At 68.2% G+C, this 16,290-nt stretch carries 15 protein-coding genes; 11 read left to right on the top strand and 4 right to left on the bottom strand.

Annotated features, from left to right (window positions below):
• Nucleotides 1-617: 617 nt before the first annotated feature.
• The 3 genes from EB084_06880 (at nucleotide 618) to EB084_06870 (ending at nucleotide 5,213) form a co-directional block, all read left to right on the top strand.
• Complete coding sequence (locus EB084_06880) at nucleotides 618-3,905, top strand: tetratricopeptide repeat protein (GenBank protein ID NDD27973.1); 3,288 nt, start codon at nucleotides 618-620, stop codon at nucleotides 3,903-3,905.
• 182 nt (nucleotides 3,906-4,087) lie between these two features.
• Nucleotides 4,088-4,759 (top strand): DNA-binding response regulator, encoded by a 672-nt coding sequence (locus tag EB084_06875; GenBank protein NDD27972.1) that lies wholly within the window; start codon nucleotides 4,088-4,090, stop codon nucleotides 4,757-4,759.
• Nucleotides 4,710-5,213, top strand: a complete 504-nt coding sequence (locus tag EB084_06870; protein NDD27971.1) for an anti-sigma factor antagonist — start codon at nucleotides 4,710-4,712, stop codon at nucleotides 5,211-5,213. The genes EB084_06875 and EB084_06870 overlap by 50 nt, the downstream gene beginning before the upstream one ends.
• A 46-nt stretch (nucleotides 5,214-5,259) precedes the next feature.
• On the opposite strand, the gene larC is transcribed toward EB084_06870, so the two are convergent.
• The 3 genes from larC to larE form a co-directional block, all read right to left on the bottom strand.
• Nucleotides 5,260-6,441 carry a nickel pincer cofactor biosynthesis protein LarC gene (gene larC / locus EB084_06865; protein NDD27970.1) on the bottom strand — a complete coding sequence of 394 codons (1,182 nt, stop codon included), beginning with the start codon at nucleotides 6,439-6,441 and terminating at the stop codon, nucleotides 5,260-5,262.
• Nucleotides 6,438-7,202, bottom strand: a complete 765-nt coding sequence (gene larB, locus EB084_06860) for a nickel pincer cofactor biosynthesis protein LarB (GenBank protein ID NDD27969.1) — start codon at nucleotides 7,200-7,202, stop codon at nucleotides 6,438-6,440. Before larB ends, larC begins: the two co-directional genes overlap by 4 nt.
• A gap of 61 nt (nucleotides 7,203-7,263) precedes the next feature.
• The gene (larE, locus tag EB084_06855) at nucleotides 7,264-8,166 is read right to left on the bottom strand and encodes an ATP-dependent sacrificial sulfur transferase LarE (protein NDD27968.1); all 903 of its coding nucleotides are present in this window, start codon (nucleotides 8,164-8,166) and stop codon (nucleotides 7,264-7,266) included.
• Nucleotides 8,167-8,344: 178 nt separating this feature from the next.
• Here larE and EB084_06850 point away from each other — a divergent pair, with 178 nt between their 5' ends.
• Together EB084_06850 and EB084_06845 are read left to right on the top strand one after the other, a co-directional pair.
• A complete protein-coding gene (locus EB084_06850) occupies nucleotides 8,345-9,550 on the top strand; it encodes a molybdopterin molybdenumtransferase MoeA (protein NDD27967.1) in 1,206 nt (401 codons plus the stop codon).
• The gene (locus EB084_06845) at nucleotides 9,547-10,062 is read left to right on the top strand and encodes a MogA/MoaB family molybdenum cofactor biosynthesis protein (protein ID NDD27966.1); all 516 of its coding nucleotides are present in this window, start codon (nucleotides 9,547-9,549) and stop codon (nucleotides 10,060-10,062) included. Before EB084_06850 ends, EB084_06845 begins: the two co-directional genes overlap by 4 nt.
• 13 nt (nucleotides 10,063-10,075) lie before the next feature.
• On the opposite strand, the gene EB084_06840 is transcribed toward EB084_06845, so the two are convergent.
• Nucleotides 10,076-10,723, bottom strand: coding sequence for a zinc ribbon domain-containing protein (locus EB084_06840; GenBank protein ID NDD27965.1), 648 nt, complete (start codon nucleotides 10,721-10,723; stop codon nucleotides 10,076-10,078).
• A 162-nt stretch (nucleotides 10,724-10,885) separates the two neighbouring features.
• Here EB084_06840 and EB084_06835 point away from each other — a divergent pair, with 162 nt between their 5' ends.
• The 6 genes from EB084_06835 to tsaB form a co-directional block, all read left to right on the top strand.
• Nucleotides 10,886-11,158 (top strand): HU family DNA-binding protein, encoded by a 273-nt coding sequence (locus EB084_06835; GenBank protein NDD27964.1) that lies wholly within the window; start codon nucleotides 10,886-10,888, stop codon nucleotides 11,156-11,158.
• A gap of 2 nt (nucleotides 11,159-11,160) precedes the next feature.
• Nucleotides 11,161-12,027: a glycosyltransferase gene (locus EB084_06830; GenBank protein ID NDD27963.1), complete on the top strand. Its 867-nt coding sequence runs from the start codon at nucleotides 11,161-11,163 to the stop codon at nucleotides 12,025-12,027.
• On the top strand, nucleotides 12,024-12,779 hold the full coding sequence (locus tag EB084_06825; GenBank protein NDD27962.1) for a hypothetical protein: 756 nt from the start codon (nucleotides 12,024-12,026) through the stop codon (nucleotides 12,777-12,779). Before EB084_06830 ends, EB084_06825 begins: the two co-directional genes overlap by 4 nt.
• Before the next feature lie 107 nt (nucleotides 12,780-12,886).
• Nucleotides 12,887-15,442 (top strand): hypothetical protein, encoded by a 2,556-nt coding sequence (locus tag EB084_06820; protein NDD27961.1) that lies wholly within the window; start codon nucleotides 12,887-12,889, stop codon nucleotides 15,440-15,442.
• A gap of 1 nt (nucleotide 15,443) precedes the next feature.
• Nucleotides 15,444-15,899 carry a tRNA (adenosine(37)-N6)-threonylcarbamoyltransferase complex ATPase subunit type 1 TsaE gene (tsaE, locus tag EB084_06815; protein NDD27960.1) on the top strand — a complete coding sequence of 152 codons (456 nt, stop codon included), beginning with the start codon at nucleotides 15,444-15,446 and terminating at the stop codon, nucleotides 15,897-15,899.
• Nucleotides 15,896-16,290, top strand: a 395-nt coding sequence (tsaB, locus tag EB084_06810; protein NDD27959.1) for a tRNA (adenosine(37)-N6)-threonylcarbamoyltransferase complex dimerization subunit type 1 TsaB, incomplete at its 3' end; no start/stop codon positions are given. The genes tsaE and tsaB, both read left to right, overlap by 4 nt.

The following is a 16,290-nucleotide window of genomic DNA, read 5'->3' as shown; positions in this document are numbered from 1 at the left end:
CTGACCGACCTCACGCGATCTCCCCTGCGCCTGAACGAAGCTGATGCCGCGGCGCGAACCGCCTCGAAGGCCCGCGCCCCCGCGCGGAGACGAACCACGCCAGGGCGCTCCACCTCTCCCGCCACGTGGACGTAGATGGCGACGGGCGGGGAGGGGGGCACGGCTCGGTGCGTCGCGGCGGCGCCATCGGCTGGCGACGTCGGATGTGTTATGGGCGCGGGCGCGGGAGACGCCGAGCCCGCGGTCGTTCCCGGCCTGTCTGTCGAGGGGCGGCCAGTTATGTCGCGAGCGCCGTTGGGAGCGCCCGAGCGTGAGGTTCGAGACGCGGTGGGCGAAATCGATGGGGGGCGCAGAAGCAAGAGGCCGAGGCAGGCTGTGGCGGCCAAGGCTGCGAGGGGTCGCGCTTGCCGGCGCAGAGCCGACTCCGCGCGCTCGACGGCACGCTCGAGAGATTCGAGCAAGGAGAGGAGATCGATGTTCATGCCGAGAGCGTAGCGGGCTCGTGTTTCCGACCCGTTGCCGTTTGGTGAACACGGTGTGAAGCGAATGTGAACGTTTTTCGGCGGCGTCGACGGGCGACGCAGGATCGATGCGTCGGGCCTGTGAAACTTCCCCCCATGCCCACGCCCGATACGAAAGGCCCCGCCGCTGCAACGGCCGTGCCGTCCTCGGAGCCCGAGCGTTCGCTTCAAGCGGCGCGCCGGCTGCTCCGCCACAAGCGTCCTGGCGAGGCTCTCGCGGCCATCGCCGCGCAGCTGGCGCGGTTCCCTCGCAACGTCGAGCTCATGCGTGAGCACATTCGATGTCTCAAAGAGCTCGGCCGCGTCACGGAGGCCATCGAGGTCTACGCATTCAAGCGCGACAAGGAGCCGGACGAGGCGCTGTGGCACTACGCCCTGGGCTTTGCCTACTCGTGGGTGGGGCCCGCCGGTCGCCAGCAGGCGGTCGACCTCTGCGAACAGGCTCTGAACCTCGACCCCACGCTCAAGTGGGCACACTACAACCTGGGGTTCGTGAAGCACGAGATGGGGCAGTCGACGGCTTCCATCGCCCACTACGAGGCAGCCATCGCGTGCGACCCCACCTTCGCCCTGGCGTTCTACAACCTCGGCGTTCTGCATCAAGATCGCGAGGACTTCACCCACGCGGCTGAGTATCTCGAGCGCGCGCTCGCGCTCGACCCCTCGAGCATCAATGCGGCCTTCGGCGCAGCCGTCTCCCGCGAGCGCTCGGGTGACGTGGAAGGGGCCGTGGCCCTTTTTCGTCGCGCGCTCGAGATCGATCCGGACATGGCCTCGGTGCATCTCGAGCTCGGTACCTGTCTCCTGGCACAAGGGAGCGTCGATGAAGCGGTCGAGGCGCTCGAGCGTGCGGCCGCGCTCGACCCGAACGAACCGCGCGCGCACACGCAGCTGGGCCTGGCCGCTGACCGACGGGGCGATGTCGAGGCGTCTGTGGGGCACTATCGCAGGTCGCTCTCCCTCGACCCAGAGAGTGCGTCGAACTGGTTCAACCTGGGGGTTCTGCTCAATCGCAAGGGCGATCTCGATGGCGCTCTCGAAGCCTACGCCGAGGCGACCCAGCGACGTTCGTCGATGCCGTGGCTTCACTTCAACATCGGCATCGTTCACACGCGAAGAGAAGATCTGCGCGCGGCTGTCGCATCGTACGAGCGCGAGATCGAGGTGCACCCTCGTCATGTCGAGGCGCATCTGAACCTGGCCACCGCGCTCGAGCGCTTGCAGCAGACGCGTCGCGCCGTCGAGGTTCTCGAGCGGGCATTCGAGCTGCTTCCCGGAGAAGCCGCCGTGCTGGTGCAGCTCGGCCATCTGTGGGCCCGTCTGGGCAAGCCTGACACGGCGGTCTACTATCTCGAGAAGGCGGGCGAGCTCGAGCCCGAAGACGCCCTGGTCTCCTATCACACGGCGCTGCTCTACGATGGTCAGGGCGATCTCGACAAGTCCATCGAGCATCTCGAGCGCGCGGTGGGCGCCGACCCCTCCTTTGCCGTGGGATGGTGCGATCTCGGTACCGCCTACGGGCGCAAGCGAGATACCGACCGAGCGCGCGCGTGCTTCGAGAAGGCCGTCTCCCTCGACCCGGACTACGCGGAAGCCTGGTTCAACCTGGGTGTCACCGCCATGGAGCGGGGTGACGCGGCGGCCGCCGCCGATCATCTCGAGTCCGCGCTGCGCTGCGATCCGGCGTTCACCAAGGCCTGGTTCAACCTGGCCAACCTGCGTGCCGACGCGGGGAACCTCGAAGGGGCCGAGAAAGCCCTTCGCTCCACCATCGAGGTCGACCCCGCGTACATCCCGGCCTATCTCATGCTCGCCGAGATGTTCGAGGCCCAGCAGCGCGATGACGAGGTGCTTGCGCTGTTCGAGGCCGTCATCGCGGTCGATGAGCGTCAGGCCATCGCCCACTACGGCAAGGGCCAGATACACGACCGCAGGGGAGAGACCCCGCAGGCCGTCGCCTGCTACGAGAAGGCCGTGCAGTGCGATGCTCGCTTCGGCTGGCTGTGTCACGAGCTGGGCATGTGGTTTCGGGGCGAGGGCGACCTCGACAAGGCCATCGGCTACTTCTCGCTGGCCCTGCAGCTTGATCCAGAGGGAAACAAGTGGGCGCATCGGTTTCTCGGCGAGGCCTGGTACACCAAAGGCGAGCTCGACACCGCTCTCGAGCACTTCCGCGCTGCGCTTCGCGATCAGACCGACGATGCCGCCACGCACGCCGCCCTCGGGGCCATCTTCCAGCAGCGGGGCGAGCTGGCCGACGCCATCTTCCACTACGAGCGCGCCACCGTCGTCGACCCGTCGATGACCCGCGCCTGGGTAGGTCTCGGCGGCGCGTGGGAGCAGAAGGGCGAGCCCGCGCGAGCGGTGGTCGCATACGACAAGGCGCAGGCGCTGCTGCCGGAGAGCGCCGACATCCAGTTCAACCTCGGCGTCGCCTGGCGCAAGGCGGGAGATGTGCGGCGCGCCATCTCGCACTACCAGCGCGCCCTGCAGCTCGATCCCCAGCATGTGGCTGCGTCCAACAACCTCGCGCTCATCCTCTCGGAATGGGGACAAGGCGAGGAGGCGCTGGCGCTGTATGCCAAGGCCATCGAGGCCAATCCGGAGTACGTGCTCGCCCACAACAACCTCGGCGTGGCGTGGTTCGAGAAGGGGGAGTACGACAAGGCGCAGGCGTGCTACGAGAGCGCCCTCGCGCTCGACCCGTTCGATGTCGACGTGCTGCGGAACGTGGCGGTGCTGCGCCTTGCCACGGGCGATCTCGATGGCGCTTTCGAGGCCTACCGCAAAGCCATGCAGATCGCGCCCAACGACGTCACGGTCTTCCTGGGGGCTGGGCTCGTTCAGGCGCGCCGTGGAGAGCACGATGCCTCTCTGCGCCTCCTGCGCGAAGCCGTCGAGATCGACAGCGCCAACGCCGACGCCCAGCTGCATCTGGCCTCGGCCTACGCCGAGCGCGCCCAGACCGATGAAGCGCTGGCGCACTATCAGAAGGCCATCGAGGTGCAGCCGGACATGGCCCAGGCCTACATCGGGGTGGGGCATCAGCTGCGTCGCAAAGGCCGCTGGGATCGTGCCCTCGAGTACTTCCAGCGCGCTGCGGAGCTCGATCCCAATGAGGCCTGGGCGCACTACAACCTGGCCTCGCTTTGCGCCGACCAGCGGGATCACGAGAATGCGAGGCGCCATTACGAGAGAGCCCTCGAGATCGATTCGACCCTTGCGGTGGCGCGTCGCCGTCTGGCTGAGCTCTGCGAGACCGTGGGAGACGCGGCAGCCAGTGCCGCTCACTGGAACGCATATCTCGAGCGGGTCCCCGATGACCTCGAGGCGCGGCAGCGCCTGGGGCGTCTTGTGGAGACGGGGAGCGACCCTTCGAACTAATCCTGATGGATTGGCTGTTTACTTCATAAGGATTGTTTTGTTGCTCGACGGGAGGATGTTTGTTTCGGGGTTTCTCATTCGAGGAAACCAGTTTGAGCGTGATGCATTTGGGGAACACTCTCCATAGGCCCCGCAAGGTGCCGTAGTCGTCCCGTCTCTTACTTCCACGGAGCATCCTGAACTTGATCAATCTGAACTCGGCTATTCGCGTTGCGCTCGTCGACGATCATCCCGTTGTTCGCGAGGGCCTTCGAACCGTTCTCCAGGCCGAGCCGGGCCTCGAGCTCGTCGGGGAGGCTGCCAGCGGTCTGCAGGCGCTCGAGCTGGCAGCTCGTCTCGTTCCGGACGTGGTCCTGCTCGACATCCAGCTTCCTGACGTGGGCGGGCTCGAGGTCCTTCGCGAGCTGAAGGCGCGGCACCCCCAGATCGGTGTGGTGATTCTCACCACGCACGACAGCGAGGTGTACTTCATCGACGCCATGCGGGCCGGGGCAAGCGGCTACCTGCTCAAGGACGCGCCTCACGGCCTGCTGGGGGTGGCCGTGCGAGCGGCCGCGCTGGGGGGAAACCTGGTTCATCCGCGCCTGCTCGAAGGGGTCATGCGCGGTGCCGAGGTCGTGACGCGACGCACTTCTGATCCAACGCTCGATCTCGTCACCTCGCAGCTCACGCCCCGTGAGCTGGAGGTGCTTCGTCTGCTCGCCAGAGGGGCGCAGAACCGCGCCATCTCCGAGGAGCTCCACCTGGCTGAGGTGACGGTGAAGAAGTACGTGCAGAGCGTCGTGGGCAAGCTCGCCGTCCCGGATCGCACGCGGGCTGCGCTCCTGGCGGCTCGTCTCGGGCTGGCCGACTGATCTCGGGGTTTCGGCGCTGGTCTCTCTGCTGTGCCGGTACCTCCGCCCAGCGCCCCGCCCTGGTCTGCCGGGGTGTTGGCCTGTTGAGCAGAGGGGGTCGTGGGGGAATCATGCAGACACACATCGCTCACAAAGGGGCAGTCTCATCTTGGATGGCTCATTGTTTCAGGTCGATATCGTCTCTGATCGCGACTGCACGCGGCTGCTGTGTCGCGCTTCTCTCCCGAAGCTGCGGCGATGTCTCGACGACCTCCTGGCCGCGCGCGCGCTGCGGGTGGAGATCGATCTCGAGGAGGTGAAATCCCTCGACACCCGCGCCATCTCGACCATCGTGGCGGCGCACGAGCGGTTCCGGTCTCGCCGCGGTCAGCTCTACATCGGCCGGTGCAGCGATGGTCTCGATCGCCTGCTCGAATCCCGCGCACTGCGGTTCTTGCGCTGCGCGTCGGCATGAGCCGGGCCGCGTGAGGCACGCATGAGGCGGGGCGACCTGGCGCGCGTCAGTTCTCCCGCGCTCTCGCTCTGAGCGCAGCTTCTCCCTCGGTGCGCACCCGCTCCATCACGTCGATGAGCGGAATCCCTCGCTCGCGCGCGATGCGGCGGCAGTCATCGTACTCCGGACGCGCACGGCTCTCCGCGCCCGCGATCTTGAACCGCACCTCGCCCAGTGAGGTCTGCAGGCACACCTGCTCACGTGGAAGCAGACGTCGCTCGACCGGCTGAACGCGAACACCGATGGTCGTGGTCTCTTCGAAGAGCACGGCCAGCAGCCGCTCTTCGAGGCCGGGCGGGCTCAGCGCCGTGATCTGGTTCGCCGGACGCCCCTTCTTCATGAGCACGGGGGTGATGAACACGTCGAGCGCGCCTTCCTCGAACAGGCGATCGGTGACGTGCCCGAAGATCTGCGGATTCATGTCGTCGATGCACGCCTCGAGTCGCACCACGCTGTCGCTGCGCCCACCGCCCGCGTCGCTCGTGATGATGAGACGAAGCACGTTGGCCACGTGGTCGCTGTCGCGCGTGCCTGCGCCGTAGCCGATGCGCTCGACCGTTTCGGTGGCGTGGGGCAGGTCGAAGCGCCCCAGCGTGGTGAGAAGCGCCGCGCCGGTCGGCGTGACCAGCTCGCCGGGGATGTCGGTGAAGCGCAGCGGCCAGCCGCGCAGCAGCTCGGCGGTGGCCGGCGCGGGATTGGGCATCTCTCCGTGTTCGCAGCGGATGCTCCCGGTGCCGACGGGCAGGGGAGAGACCCCGATGGCTTCGACGCCCAGCATCGACAGGCCCAGCACCACGCCCACCACATCGACGATGGCGTCGACCGCGCCGACCTCGTGGAAGTGCACCTCGTCGCGGCTGATTCCGTGGACCCGGGCCTCGGCGTCGGCCAGGCGCTCGAAGACCGCGATGGCACGGTGTATGACCTCGGAGGGGAGCGCCGCCTGCGCGATGATGGCCGTGATGTCCGGCAGGTGGCGCGCGTCGCGCTCTTCCGGGGCGCGAACTTCGACGTGCACCGCGCGTACGCCGCGCCGCACGACCTGTTCGACGGCCAGGTCGAACGCGGGGAGGGGGAGACGCCGCAGCGCCTGCTCGAGGGGCGTGATCTCGAGGCCCGCGTCGATGAGGGCGCCCAGCAGCATGTTGCCGCTCGCCCCGCCAACGCACTCGATGCGTGCTGTGCTCATGCGGCGTCGCCTCGGTCGCCGTGCACGATGGTGGCGGCGAACATGGCGGCACCGAAGCCGTTGTCGATGTTCACCACCGCCACGCCGCTGGCGCAGGTGTTGAGCATGGTCAGCAGCGGGGCCAGCCCGGAGAAGTGCGCGCCGTAGCCGATGTTGGTGGGAACAGCCACCACCGGGCACGACAGGAGCCCGGCCAGCACAGTGGGCAGCGCTCCTTCCATTCCCGCCACGGCGATGACCACCCTGGCCTGTTCGAGCAGGTCGAGATGGAGAAGCGTGCGGTGCAGTCCGGCCACGCCGACATCGTAGAGGCGCTCTACAGCGCAACCGGTCCAGCGCGCCGTGACGGCAGCCTCTTCGGCAACGGGCAGGTCGGAGGTGCCGCCCGTGGCGACGACGACTGGGCGGGTTCCCACGATGGGCGGAGGCTCGCCGATGGTGATGATGCGGGCGGCTTCCTCGTACCGTGCCTGCGGCAGCCGCTGACGCACGTGCTCGAAGGTCTCGTGCGAGGCCCGCGTGGCCAGCACACGATCATGGTGGCTGACCATGCGCGCGAGGATCTCCGCGGTCTGCTGTGGGGTCTTCCACTGGCAGAGCACCACTTCCGGAAAGCCCTTGCGCAGGGCGCGGTGCGTGTCGATGCGCGCGAAATCGAGGTCGTCGTAGGGCATGCGCGAGAGCTGGCCGAGCGCGCCGTCAACGGTCGTGCGACCATCGCGCACCTCTTCGAGAAGGCGATGCAGCCGATGTCGATCCACGGGAGGGGCTCACTTTCATGCCGCCGCATTGCGGCAGCGCGGGTGTGTTGGATGCGCCGCGTCAGTCTTCGGCGCGCGGCGAGGGGGGGGAAGCGAGATTCATGCTGCCGCTTCGAAACCCTGCCAGGTCGAGGGTCACGTACACGTAGCCCAGCGCCTTCAGACGTTCGACGATGGGCCCGCGCACCTCCGGCGAGGCAAGGAACGCCACGTTCTCCGCGTCGACCTCGATGCGCGCGGTGACCCCGTGGTGGCGAACGCGCACCTGATGCAGACCGAAGCCGCGAATGAACCGCTCCGCGTCTTCGATGGCGCGCAGCCACTCTGGTTCGATCGACTGGCCATAGGCCACGCGCGATGACAGACAGGCCTGGGAGGGCTGGTTCCACGTCGGGAGATCGGCCTCACGGCTCAGGTAGCGGATCTCGTCCTTCGACAGTCCCGCCTCCTGCAAGGGCGCGCGCACGCGGTGGGCGGTGGCGGCCGCAGCGCCGGGGCGGTGATCGCCCAGATCATCGATGATGGCTCCGTAGGCGATGGTGGCGATGCCCAGCTCCTCCGCCAGGGGGGCCAGCCGCGTGAACAGCTCCTGCTTGCAGAAGAAGCATCGGTTGGGGGCGTTGCGGCGGTAGTCCGGGTTGTCGATCTCCTGGGTCTCCACCTCTGCGAGGCGCACCCCCATGCGCTGGGCCAGGGCGAGGGCGCGCTGGTGCTCGTCGGAGGCGAGGCTCTCAGAGAGGGCGGTTGCCGCAACCACACGATCACCGAGGACCTGCGCCGCTTCGTGCAACAGGTATGTGCTGTCGACACCACCGCTGTAGGCCACCATCAGCCCGCCATCGCGAAAGCCTTGCAAGATCTCGATCAGGCGCTCGCGGTTCGTGCGCGCGGTTCTCGCGACGCGCTCGAGCGCGTCCCACGAGGGGCGGTGGGGAGCCTGGGGGAGCGACTCGGTGCGATTCATGCGGGAATGTACGGACCGTCTCGCCTTCCTCCCTGCCGCCCATCCGATGGCGCGCAGGGGACGGCGGGTCGGGATGCGAACAGCGCACCCCCCATGAAGCGTGACGCCGAGGTTGCATGCCCTTCTCACTGCGTGCGGCGGCGGCCCGCGCTCATCTCGTTCCGAGGAGCCTGAGCTGATGCGACCGTTGACCGTGCTGCTTCCTGTCGAGGAGGCGCTCTCGATTCTGCTCGATGCCGTGCATCCGGTCGAGGAGACGGAGGAGGTGCGTCTCACCGAGGCCGTGGGGCGCGTGCTGGCCGAATCGGTGACATCGCCGCACGACGTGCCGCCCTTCGATCGCGCCGCCATGGACGGGTTTGCCCTGCGGGCAGCCGATGCCACGCAGGTGCCCGCTGCGCTCGATTGCATCGAGTACCTCTACGCCGGCGCGCCTGGCGTGTGTGAGGTCGTTTCGGGAACGTGCAGCGAGATCGCAACCGGCGCGCCCGTTCCACCGGGGGCCGACGCCGTGGTCATGGTGGAGCAGACCACCCGTGCCGGACCGCACGGCGCTGAGCGCATCGAGGTGCTTCACGCCGTGCGCCCCGGGCAGCACATCACCCGTCGCGGGTCTGACATCTGCGCGGGAGAGCAGGTTCTGGCCGCGGGCACGCTGCTCACGCCCGCGCGTGTGGGCGCGCTGGCCGCCGTGGGGCGCTGCAGCGCGCGGGTCTATCGACGGCCTCGCATCGCCGTGGGCGCGACGGGGAACGAGATCGTGCCGCCCGGCGGTCCCGTGGCGCCTGGGCAGATCTACGATGTGAACTCCTACGCCTTGCACGCGCTCTTCACGTCGCTGGGGTGCGAGGTCGAGATGCTCGAGCACGCCATAGATGACGTGGCGGTGATCGAATCGCGCATCCGCGCTGGCCTGCACTGCGACATGGTGGTGCTCAGCGGTGGAAGCTCGGTGGGCGAGAAGGATGTGCTGCAGGACGCGTTCGCCCATCTCGGGGACATCCTCTTCCACGGCATTGCCATCAAGCCCGGAAAGCCCACCATGCTGGCGCGGATTCAGGGGTGCCCCGTCGTGGGAATGCCGGGGTACCCCACCTCGTGCCTGTCGAACGGGTACTGGTTCCTCGCCCCCGCCATCGATCGCATCGCCCGTCGCCCACCGTCTCGAAAGACCACGGTGCGCGCCCGGCTCACAGATGGCATTGCCAGCATGGCCGACAAGCACCATCTCTACACGGTGCGTCTGTGTGAGGGCGAGGCGGCGGCTGCCTTCAAGGAGTCCGGTGCCATCACGTCGATGTCGCGGGCAGACGGGTTTGTCACGATTCCCGTGGGCGTCTCGGGTCGCGCCGCGGGCGAAGAGGTGGAGGTGACGCTGCTGTGAGCGATGGGCGCACCGATCTCTCCCACAAGCAGGCTGCTCCGCGTCGGGTGGGGTTCTTCACCGTTACGGTGAGCGATACCCGAACCGCAGATGATGATGTGAGCGGCGCCTGCATGCGTGATCTCATCGCGCAGGCCGGCCACGACTGCGTGGCGCACTGCATCGTGCTGGACGAACCGGCACGCGTGGTCGAGGCCATCGCGGCGGCGGTCTCGCGCGATGACGTGCAGATCGTGGTGCTCAGCGGCGGAACCGGCCTCTCGTCGCGTGACGGCACGTTCGAGGCCGTGTCTGCGCTGATCGAGAAGCCCATGCCCGGGTTCGGCGAGATCTTTCGCATGCTGTCGTTCGAGCAGGTGGGCGCAGCGGCCATGCTCAGCCGCGCCACGGCCGGGCTGTATCGAGGGCGAGCGGTGTTCGCTTTGCCCGGATCACCGAAGGCGGTCTCGTTGGCCCTGTCGCGTCTCATTCTGCCGGAAGCCGGACACCTCGTCTTCGAGTCGCGCCGCTGAGCTTTCGGTCTCGCTACAGCGGTGCGCCGCAGTCTCCGCAGAACTTCGTGTTGGGCTTGGACTGCACCCCGCACTGCGGGCAGAAGCGGCTGGCGCGAACAACGGGCGTGCCGCACTCGACGCAGAACTTCTGGTCGGGCGCCACGTGCTTCTTGCAGCCGGTGCAGGTCGTGCCTTCCACGGCCGACTTCAGCTCGACCCCACCTTTCAGATCGACGGCATCGGTATAGGCCTGGCGGCGCAGCTGGAGGATGGTGCCCTCGCTCTCGATGGCCGGGATCTCGTGCTCGATCTTTGGCGTGCACTCGGCACAGAGCTTGCTCTGCGCATTCAGGCAGACCTGGCCGCATACCCACTGCCCGCATCGCGGACACTGGTGGAACAGCGGCGAGATCTCCTCGACCGCGGCGCGCAGGGCCTTGTCGTGGGCGGCGCCTCCCACGGCTCGCTGGATGTCATAGGCGGAATCGGCCGCGCGCCCGAACACGTCGCCGAGGAAGTTGCCGGCCGCGCGCATGAAATCGCCTGCCATGCCCGTGACGTTGTACTGGAACGCCGACATGTAGCCGTTGTGGCATCGGTCGCAGTAGAACTTGAACTGGAACCCGCGATCGGTCGACAGATCTTCGTAGTTCTGGGTGAACGGGATGGGGGGCGCCATCGTGCTTCGTCCTCCTCCGACGGGCCGATTCTCGGTGGCCCTCGCCTCTCCCTGTCAGTCGGGGCCGAAGGGATGTGAGGCGGTGGATGGGAACGTTCCGATGACAACGCAGAGGAACGCTCGCCGGCAATCCAGGCGCACGGCGGCAGGAGGAGGGCTGTCTTGACGAAGGCAGAGTTCGTGGAGAGGGTTGCCAATCGTCTGAACAGACGCCGCAAGGAAGCGGCCGAGTGCGTGGAAGCCGTTCTCGATGAGATCCGTCTCGCGCTTCAGGAGGGGGAGAAGGTGCAGCTCATCCCCTTCGGCAGCTTCGAGGTGCGCGAGCGCAAGGGGCGCGAGGGACGCAATCCGCGCACCGGCCAGAAGATACACATCGATGATCGGCGCATCACCGTGTTCACGGCGGGCAAGGCGCTGCGCGACGCGCTCGACTGAACGTGCGCCTCGAAGATCTTCCCGTACGGGCCGCGGTGTCGGCCATGTCGTACCGCCTGCCGCAAGACCCGCTGTCGCGATTTCTCGACGACTGCCGTCAGGCCTTCGCGCCGCTGCACCACCCGCCAGGCGCGCAGACCCGCGTGGGGTGCGCGCTCGCGCTCGTGGTCGACGAGTGGGAAGGGCTCCACGATCTCGCGCGTCTGGCCACCCATGTCGACCTGCTCTCCTTCTCGCCTCGGCGGCGCGGGTTCGGGGTTGCGCGCACGGCCGCACTGCAGGAGGCGGCGCTCACCGGTGCCCCCTGGTGCGTGCTCGTCGACGCCGATGGGCAGCACGCGCCGCACGCAATCGCAGACATGCTCGCCGAGGTCGAGCGCTCCGACTGGCATGCCGCGATTCCTCAGCGCACGCTCATCCATCTCCCGCTCGAAGACGAGGGGGGCATCGATCGCGTGCTCGCCGAGGCCTTCGAGGCCTGGGTCTTGGCGCGCGCCGCGGGACGTCCGCACGATGGGCAGCGCGATCTGCAGCCCGGGGTGTTTGTGCTGGGTCCCGAGGCGGCGGCGGTCGTCCTGCGCGGGGCGCGCGCGAGGCGCTATGAGTGGGACCTCGAGGCGGCCTACAACCTGTTGGGCAGCGGCCTGCGCATCGGGTTCCCGGAGGTGGCCTCGCGTCCCCAGACCGTGACCTGGTTCAACACCCTCGACAGCTGCGCGAACCTGCGCTTTCTCGCCGACCTGAAGGGGAGCGACGGGGTACGTGCGGAGCTCGATGCGTTCCAGCGGCTCGACTGGGTGGCGAATCGCTTCTCTGCCCTGGCCCTGGCGAATCTTCGCGCGCACCTCGAGGAGGCGCTCGCCTCTTGAGCGCCGAGATCGAGGCGTTGTATGGCGTGCCGACCCGGGAAGCGCTCGAGGCACTTGCGAGCGGTGTGCTCGACGCAGACGTTGAGGTGCGGCGCTCTTCCGCGATCGGACTTCGCGCCCTTGATGACCCTGCGTTCAGGGCGCGCGCCGGCGACGCCGTTGTGGGTTTCGAGACGGTGCTTCTGCGCCTGGCCGAGGAAGCGCCCGATGAAGCCAGCGCCGCGCTGATCGCGCGTGCCATTCGCCTCGGCGCAGACGCACCGATGCGCACGCTTATCGATGGCCTGGCGGGGCCCCACCGGCTGCGCGTCACCCGTCAGGCGGGCCTGGTTCTGTCAGAGCTCGACCCCGCCCACGCGAGCGACCTGATGATTGCGTTGCGCCCGTTCCTCGGCGATCCGGATCCGCAGATGCAGCTCGCCGCGGCGGTGGCGCTTGCCGTGGGGGGCGATGACAGTCGCGCGCGAGGCGTCCTGCTCGAGATCGCGCCCGCCGAGGTCTCGAAGGCGGTGCGGCTGGAAGCCATCGGCGCGCTGGCGCGGCTGAGCGACCCGGCAACCCGCGCCCTGCTGCTGGCCATCCTCCGAGACGCCGATCCGCAGGTGCGCGGCGCGGCCTGCGACGCACTGGCGCAGGTGGGAGATGCCCGCGCCTGCATCGTTCTCCAGCGCCTGGGCGCGACCGATCCGGACCCGTCGGCTCGCGCGCGCGCTGTCGCGGCTGCGGCCGCCATCGACGCGCGGCACCGCTGACCGCCTCACGCGGCGAGGCGCGCTCGTCTCTTCTGCGCACAGAGGAGCCTCTCGCGCACTTCTGGAATTTCAGACCATTCCAGTGAAAGACAGCGGCTCCGGTCTTCATGCACATCGATGATCTCGTCATTCGCGGCTACGGCCGTCTGGCCGACCTGCGCGTCGTCCCCTCGCGCGGCCTCAACCTCTTCCACGGTCCTCCGGGGTGCGGCAAGACGAGTGTGCTGAACTGCCTGCGCGACGCTCTTCTCGGGCCGGGCCAGTGGCATTGCGACGACGGCGGCCCGCACGGCGAGCTCGCGCGTCCACGCGGCGGCAGCCCCTTCGTGGCCCGTGTGACCTATTCGGTGGGCCCCATGCGCTACACGCTGATGCGCGATCTGGCAGACGGGACGACGCGCGTGCGTGACGATCGGGCGGGCGCGGAGCTGGCGGTCTCCGACCCTCGCGCTCCTGGTCCGGGACTTGCGGGGCTGCATCTCGAGACAGACGATCGTGAGGTCGAGGTGGCGTCGTCCGGGGCGGCGACAGCCCTCGAGAGCGCGCGGCGACGCGAAGCCGAGGCGCGTCATGAGGCAGCGTTGCACGCGCATCGCCATGCGTGCGCTGTCGTTGAGGTGCTGGGTGGTCGCCTCCAGGAGGCACGCGACCTGCGCGCCGAGCTCGATGGGCTTCGTGCCGAGGTCGATCGGAACGCGGCCTGGGCAAACATCGATCGCGATGCTCGAGATGGCGTCATTCGCGCGGGTGAGCGGATGCGCGCGAGCGGCAACGAGATCGCCGAGCTCGACGCTGCACACGGTCGCGAGAAGGCCAGGCGCGGTGAGATCGAGGATCGTCTTGCGGGAGGCAGCGCCTTCCTGTCGATCTCCGAGCGAGACGTCGACGCCGTGCGTGCCTTCAAGGCAAAGGGCGCCGGTGCGGCTGCCGGGCTCGAGGGGAAGCAGCGCGACCTCGAAGGGTTTCGTCAGAAGCAGGCCGAGGTCGAGCAGCGCCTTGCCGAGGTGGCCCAGCGCTTCGCGCACGTCGACGACCACGAGCTGTTCGAGATCGCTCTGGCCGATCAGGAGCGAGATCTGGCCAGAACCGAGCAGCTCGACGCCAAGACCGCCGAGCAGGCTCGTCACATCGCGGCTCGTGCGGAGGCGGCGGGTCTGGTTCGACGGTGGATGCTCTTCGGGGTGTCGTTCCTCGTCACGGGGGCCATGATTCTCGGCCTCCACCTGTGGCTTCCGAGTGAGTCGCTCGTGGGCGTTGGCGGTCTCGTGATGCTGGCCGGCCTGCCCATGCTGATCAAGATGCTCATCGAAGGGGGGCGCCTGAAGATCGCCACCCACGAGATCGCGCGGGTCGAGCGTGAGATGTCGGTCTTGCAGACGACCATCGAGGCGGCTCGCTTGGCCCTGCGCAAGACGGTCGAGGCGGTGGGTGTCCACACCGTGCTCGAGGTGCGCACCCTGCACCGAGAGCTGCAGGCGCTGCAGCGTGATGTGGAGACCGTGCGGTCTTATCGCGCGGTGCTCGAGCGCGATCTGGCCGAGGCCGGAGTCGTGCCGGAGACCGATGGTGAGCACGCTGCCCAGGTTCTCGTGCGCTGCGGCGCTCTTGCGTCGGGAGAGCGCGTCACCTCCGCCGCGGTGGAGACGTTCCTCGAGCGTTGGCGCGACGTTGGCGCGCTGTGCAAGGAACGTGACGACATCGATGCGCGCCTGGCCGAGGGGCAGGCGCGCAGGGCAGCGCTCGTGCAGGCCGAGGCGCTGCATCGTGAGGAGCACGAGCGAGCACTGGCACAGATGGGGGTGACGTCAGAATCAGAGGTGCAGTCGGCGGTTCTCGGAAGGCGGGAGCTCGAGCGCCTGCAGGCGCGCGTTGCGCTCACAGAGGAGAAGATCGGCGCTGTCCTTCGCGGGGTCGACGAAGCAGTGGTTCGCCAGCAGCTCGACGAGGCACGTGCCACGGTCGAGCGGTTTGCCGATGCGCACGGGCCCGATGCGGCTGCTGGAGAAGACGTGGAGAGCGTTGAGGTGCTCCAGGAGAAGGCACGGCTGGCCCACGACGCACACGCGCGATTGCTCGGCGAGGTTGCCGCGCTCGAACAGGTGGGCATGACCGAGGCGGGGAGCTCCACGCTTCCCGCGGCCCCGCGCAGCCTCACATCGACCTCGTTCGAAGACGCGCTGGCAGAGGCCTGGGCTGAGATCACGTCGACCTCGCTTGAGATGCGCGTGCGCGAGACGCAGCGGCGTCTTGCCGTCGAGGTCCGCGAGCGTTCCGAAGATCCCTGGCAGCCGCCCACGGGGCTGGGCGCCACGTCTTCGCGCCTGATCGCGCTGCTGCTCGAGGGGACCCGCGCTCGTCAGGGGGGACCCGGGGTCTTGCCGGCATTTCTCGACGGCCCGTTGCAGGGGCTGCCGGAGGCGTGGCAGCAGCGCGCGTGCGATTGGGTCGTGACGCTCTCCGGGTCGACGCAGGTGTTCATTGCCCTGGCCTCTTCATCGGAGCGCAACCTTCTGCTCGCGGCGCTGAACCGAAGGGGACGCGAGATCTGTGCCACACCGCTGGGAGATCTCGAGCATCTCCATGTCGAAGGGCACACTGCAGCCACGATGGAGATGCCTCTCCCCGATGTGGGGAAGATCGTCTCTCGAGGCACGGAAGGCTGACATGCACGTCGTCACCGCATCAGCCGCCGAGACGCAGGCGCTTGCACGGTCGCTTGCGCGGGTGGTGGAACCGGGAACGGTCATCGCACTCGAGGGCGACCTCGGTGCGGGCAAGACCACGTTCACCCAGGGGCTTGCGGGGGAGCTCGGTGCGCTCGAGCCCGTGGCCAGCCCCACCTTTGTGCTCATGCGCGTCTACAAGGGGCGACTGCCCATCTACCACTTCGACGCCTATCGTCTTGAGGGAAGCCATCAGCTCGACGATCTCGACGCCGATGAATATCTCTGGGGAGACGGTTTATGTGTGGTCGAATGGGCTTCACGCATCGCTGATGCCCTTCCCCCCGATCGCATCGAGGTGGTTCTCGCGCACGCGGGAGACGACCGCCGCAGCATCACGGTCGAGGCTACCGGCCCCGTGCACGCGCGCATGCTCGCGCGCCTGGAACCCTCGTGAAGCCGGTGCTCGCACTCGAGTGCTCGAGTGAGGTCTGCAGCGTCGCGCTCGCCACGGCCGACGGCGTGCTCGAGCGCACGGCGAGCCGGCCGGGAGAGCAGCTGCGGGTGCTCTTCCCCATGGTCATGTCTCTCCTCGAAGAGGCCCGCATCGAAGCGTCTGCGCTGGGCCGCATCGCGGTAGCTGTCGGGCCGGGGTCGTTCGCTGGTCTTCGCCTCGCCATCACCACCGCGCGCACCTCTCCCGCCATGCCGGAAATCCCGCCCATCGCCTCCGCCGTCCCGGGCTTTGATGTGGCGATCTGGCACGGGCTGTTCGGTCCAGCGGGCATGCCGCCGGAGCTTACGGCACGCATCAACGCGCTGGGCAATGCCGCGATCGCCACGTCGGA

Source organism: Pseudomonadota bacterium (genome assembly GCA_010028905.1).
Taxonomy (GTDB): domain Bacteria; phylum Vulcanimicrobiota; class Xenobia; order RGZZ01; family RGZZ01; genus RGZZ01.
Note: the sequence above shows the minus strand (reverse complement) of the source record. Positions and strands in the feature narration are given on the sequence as shown.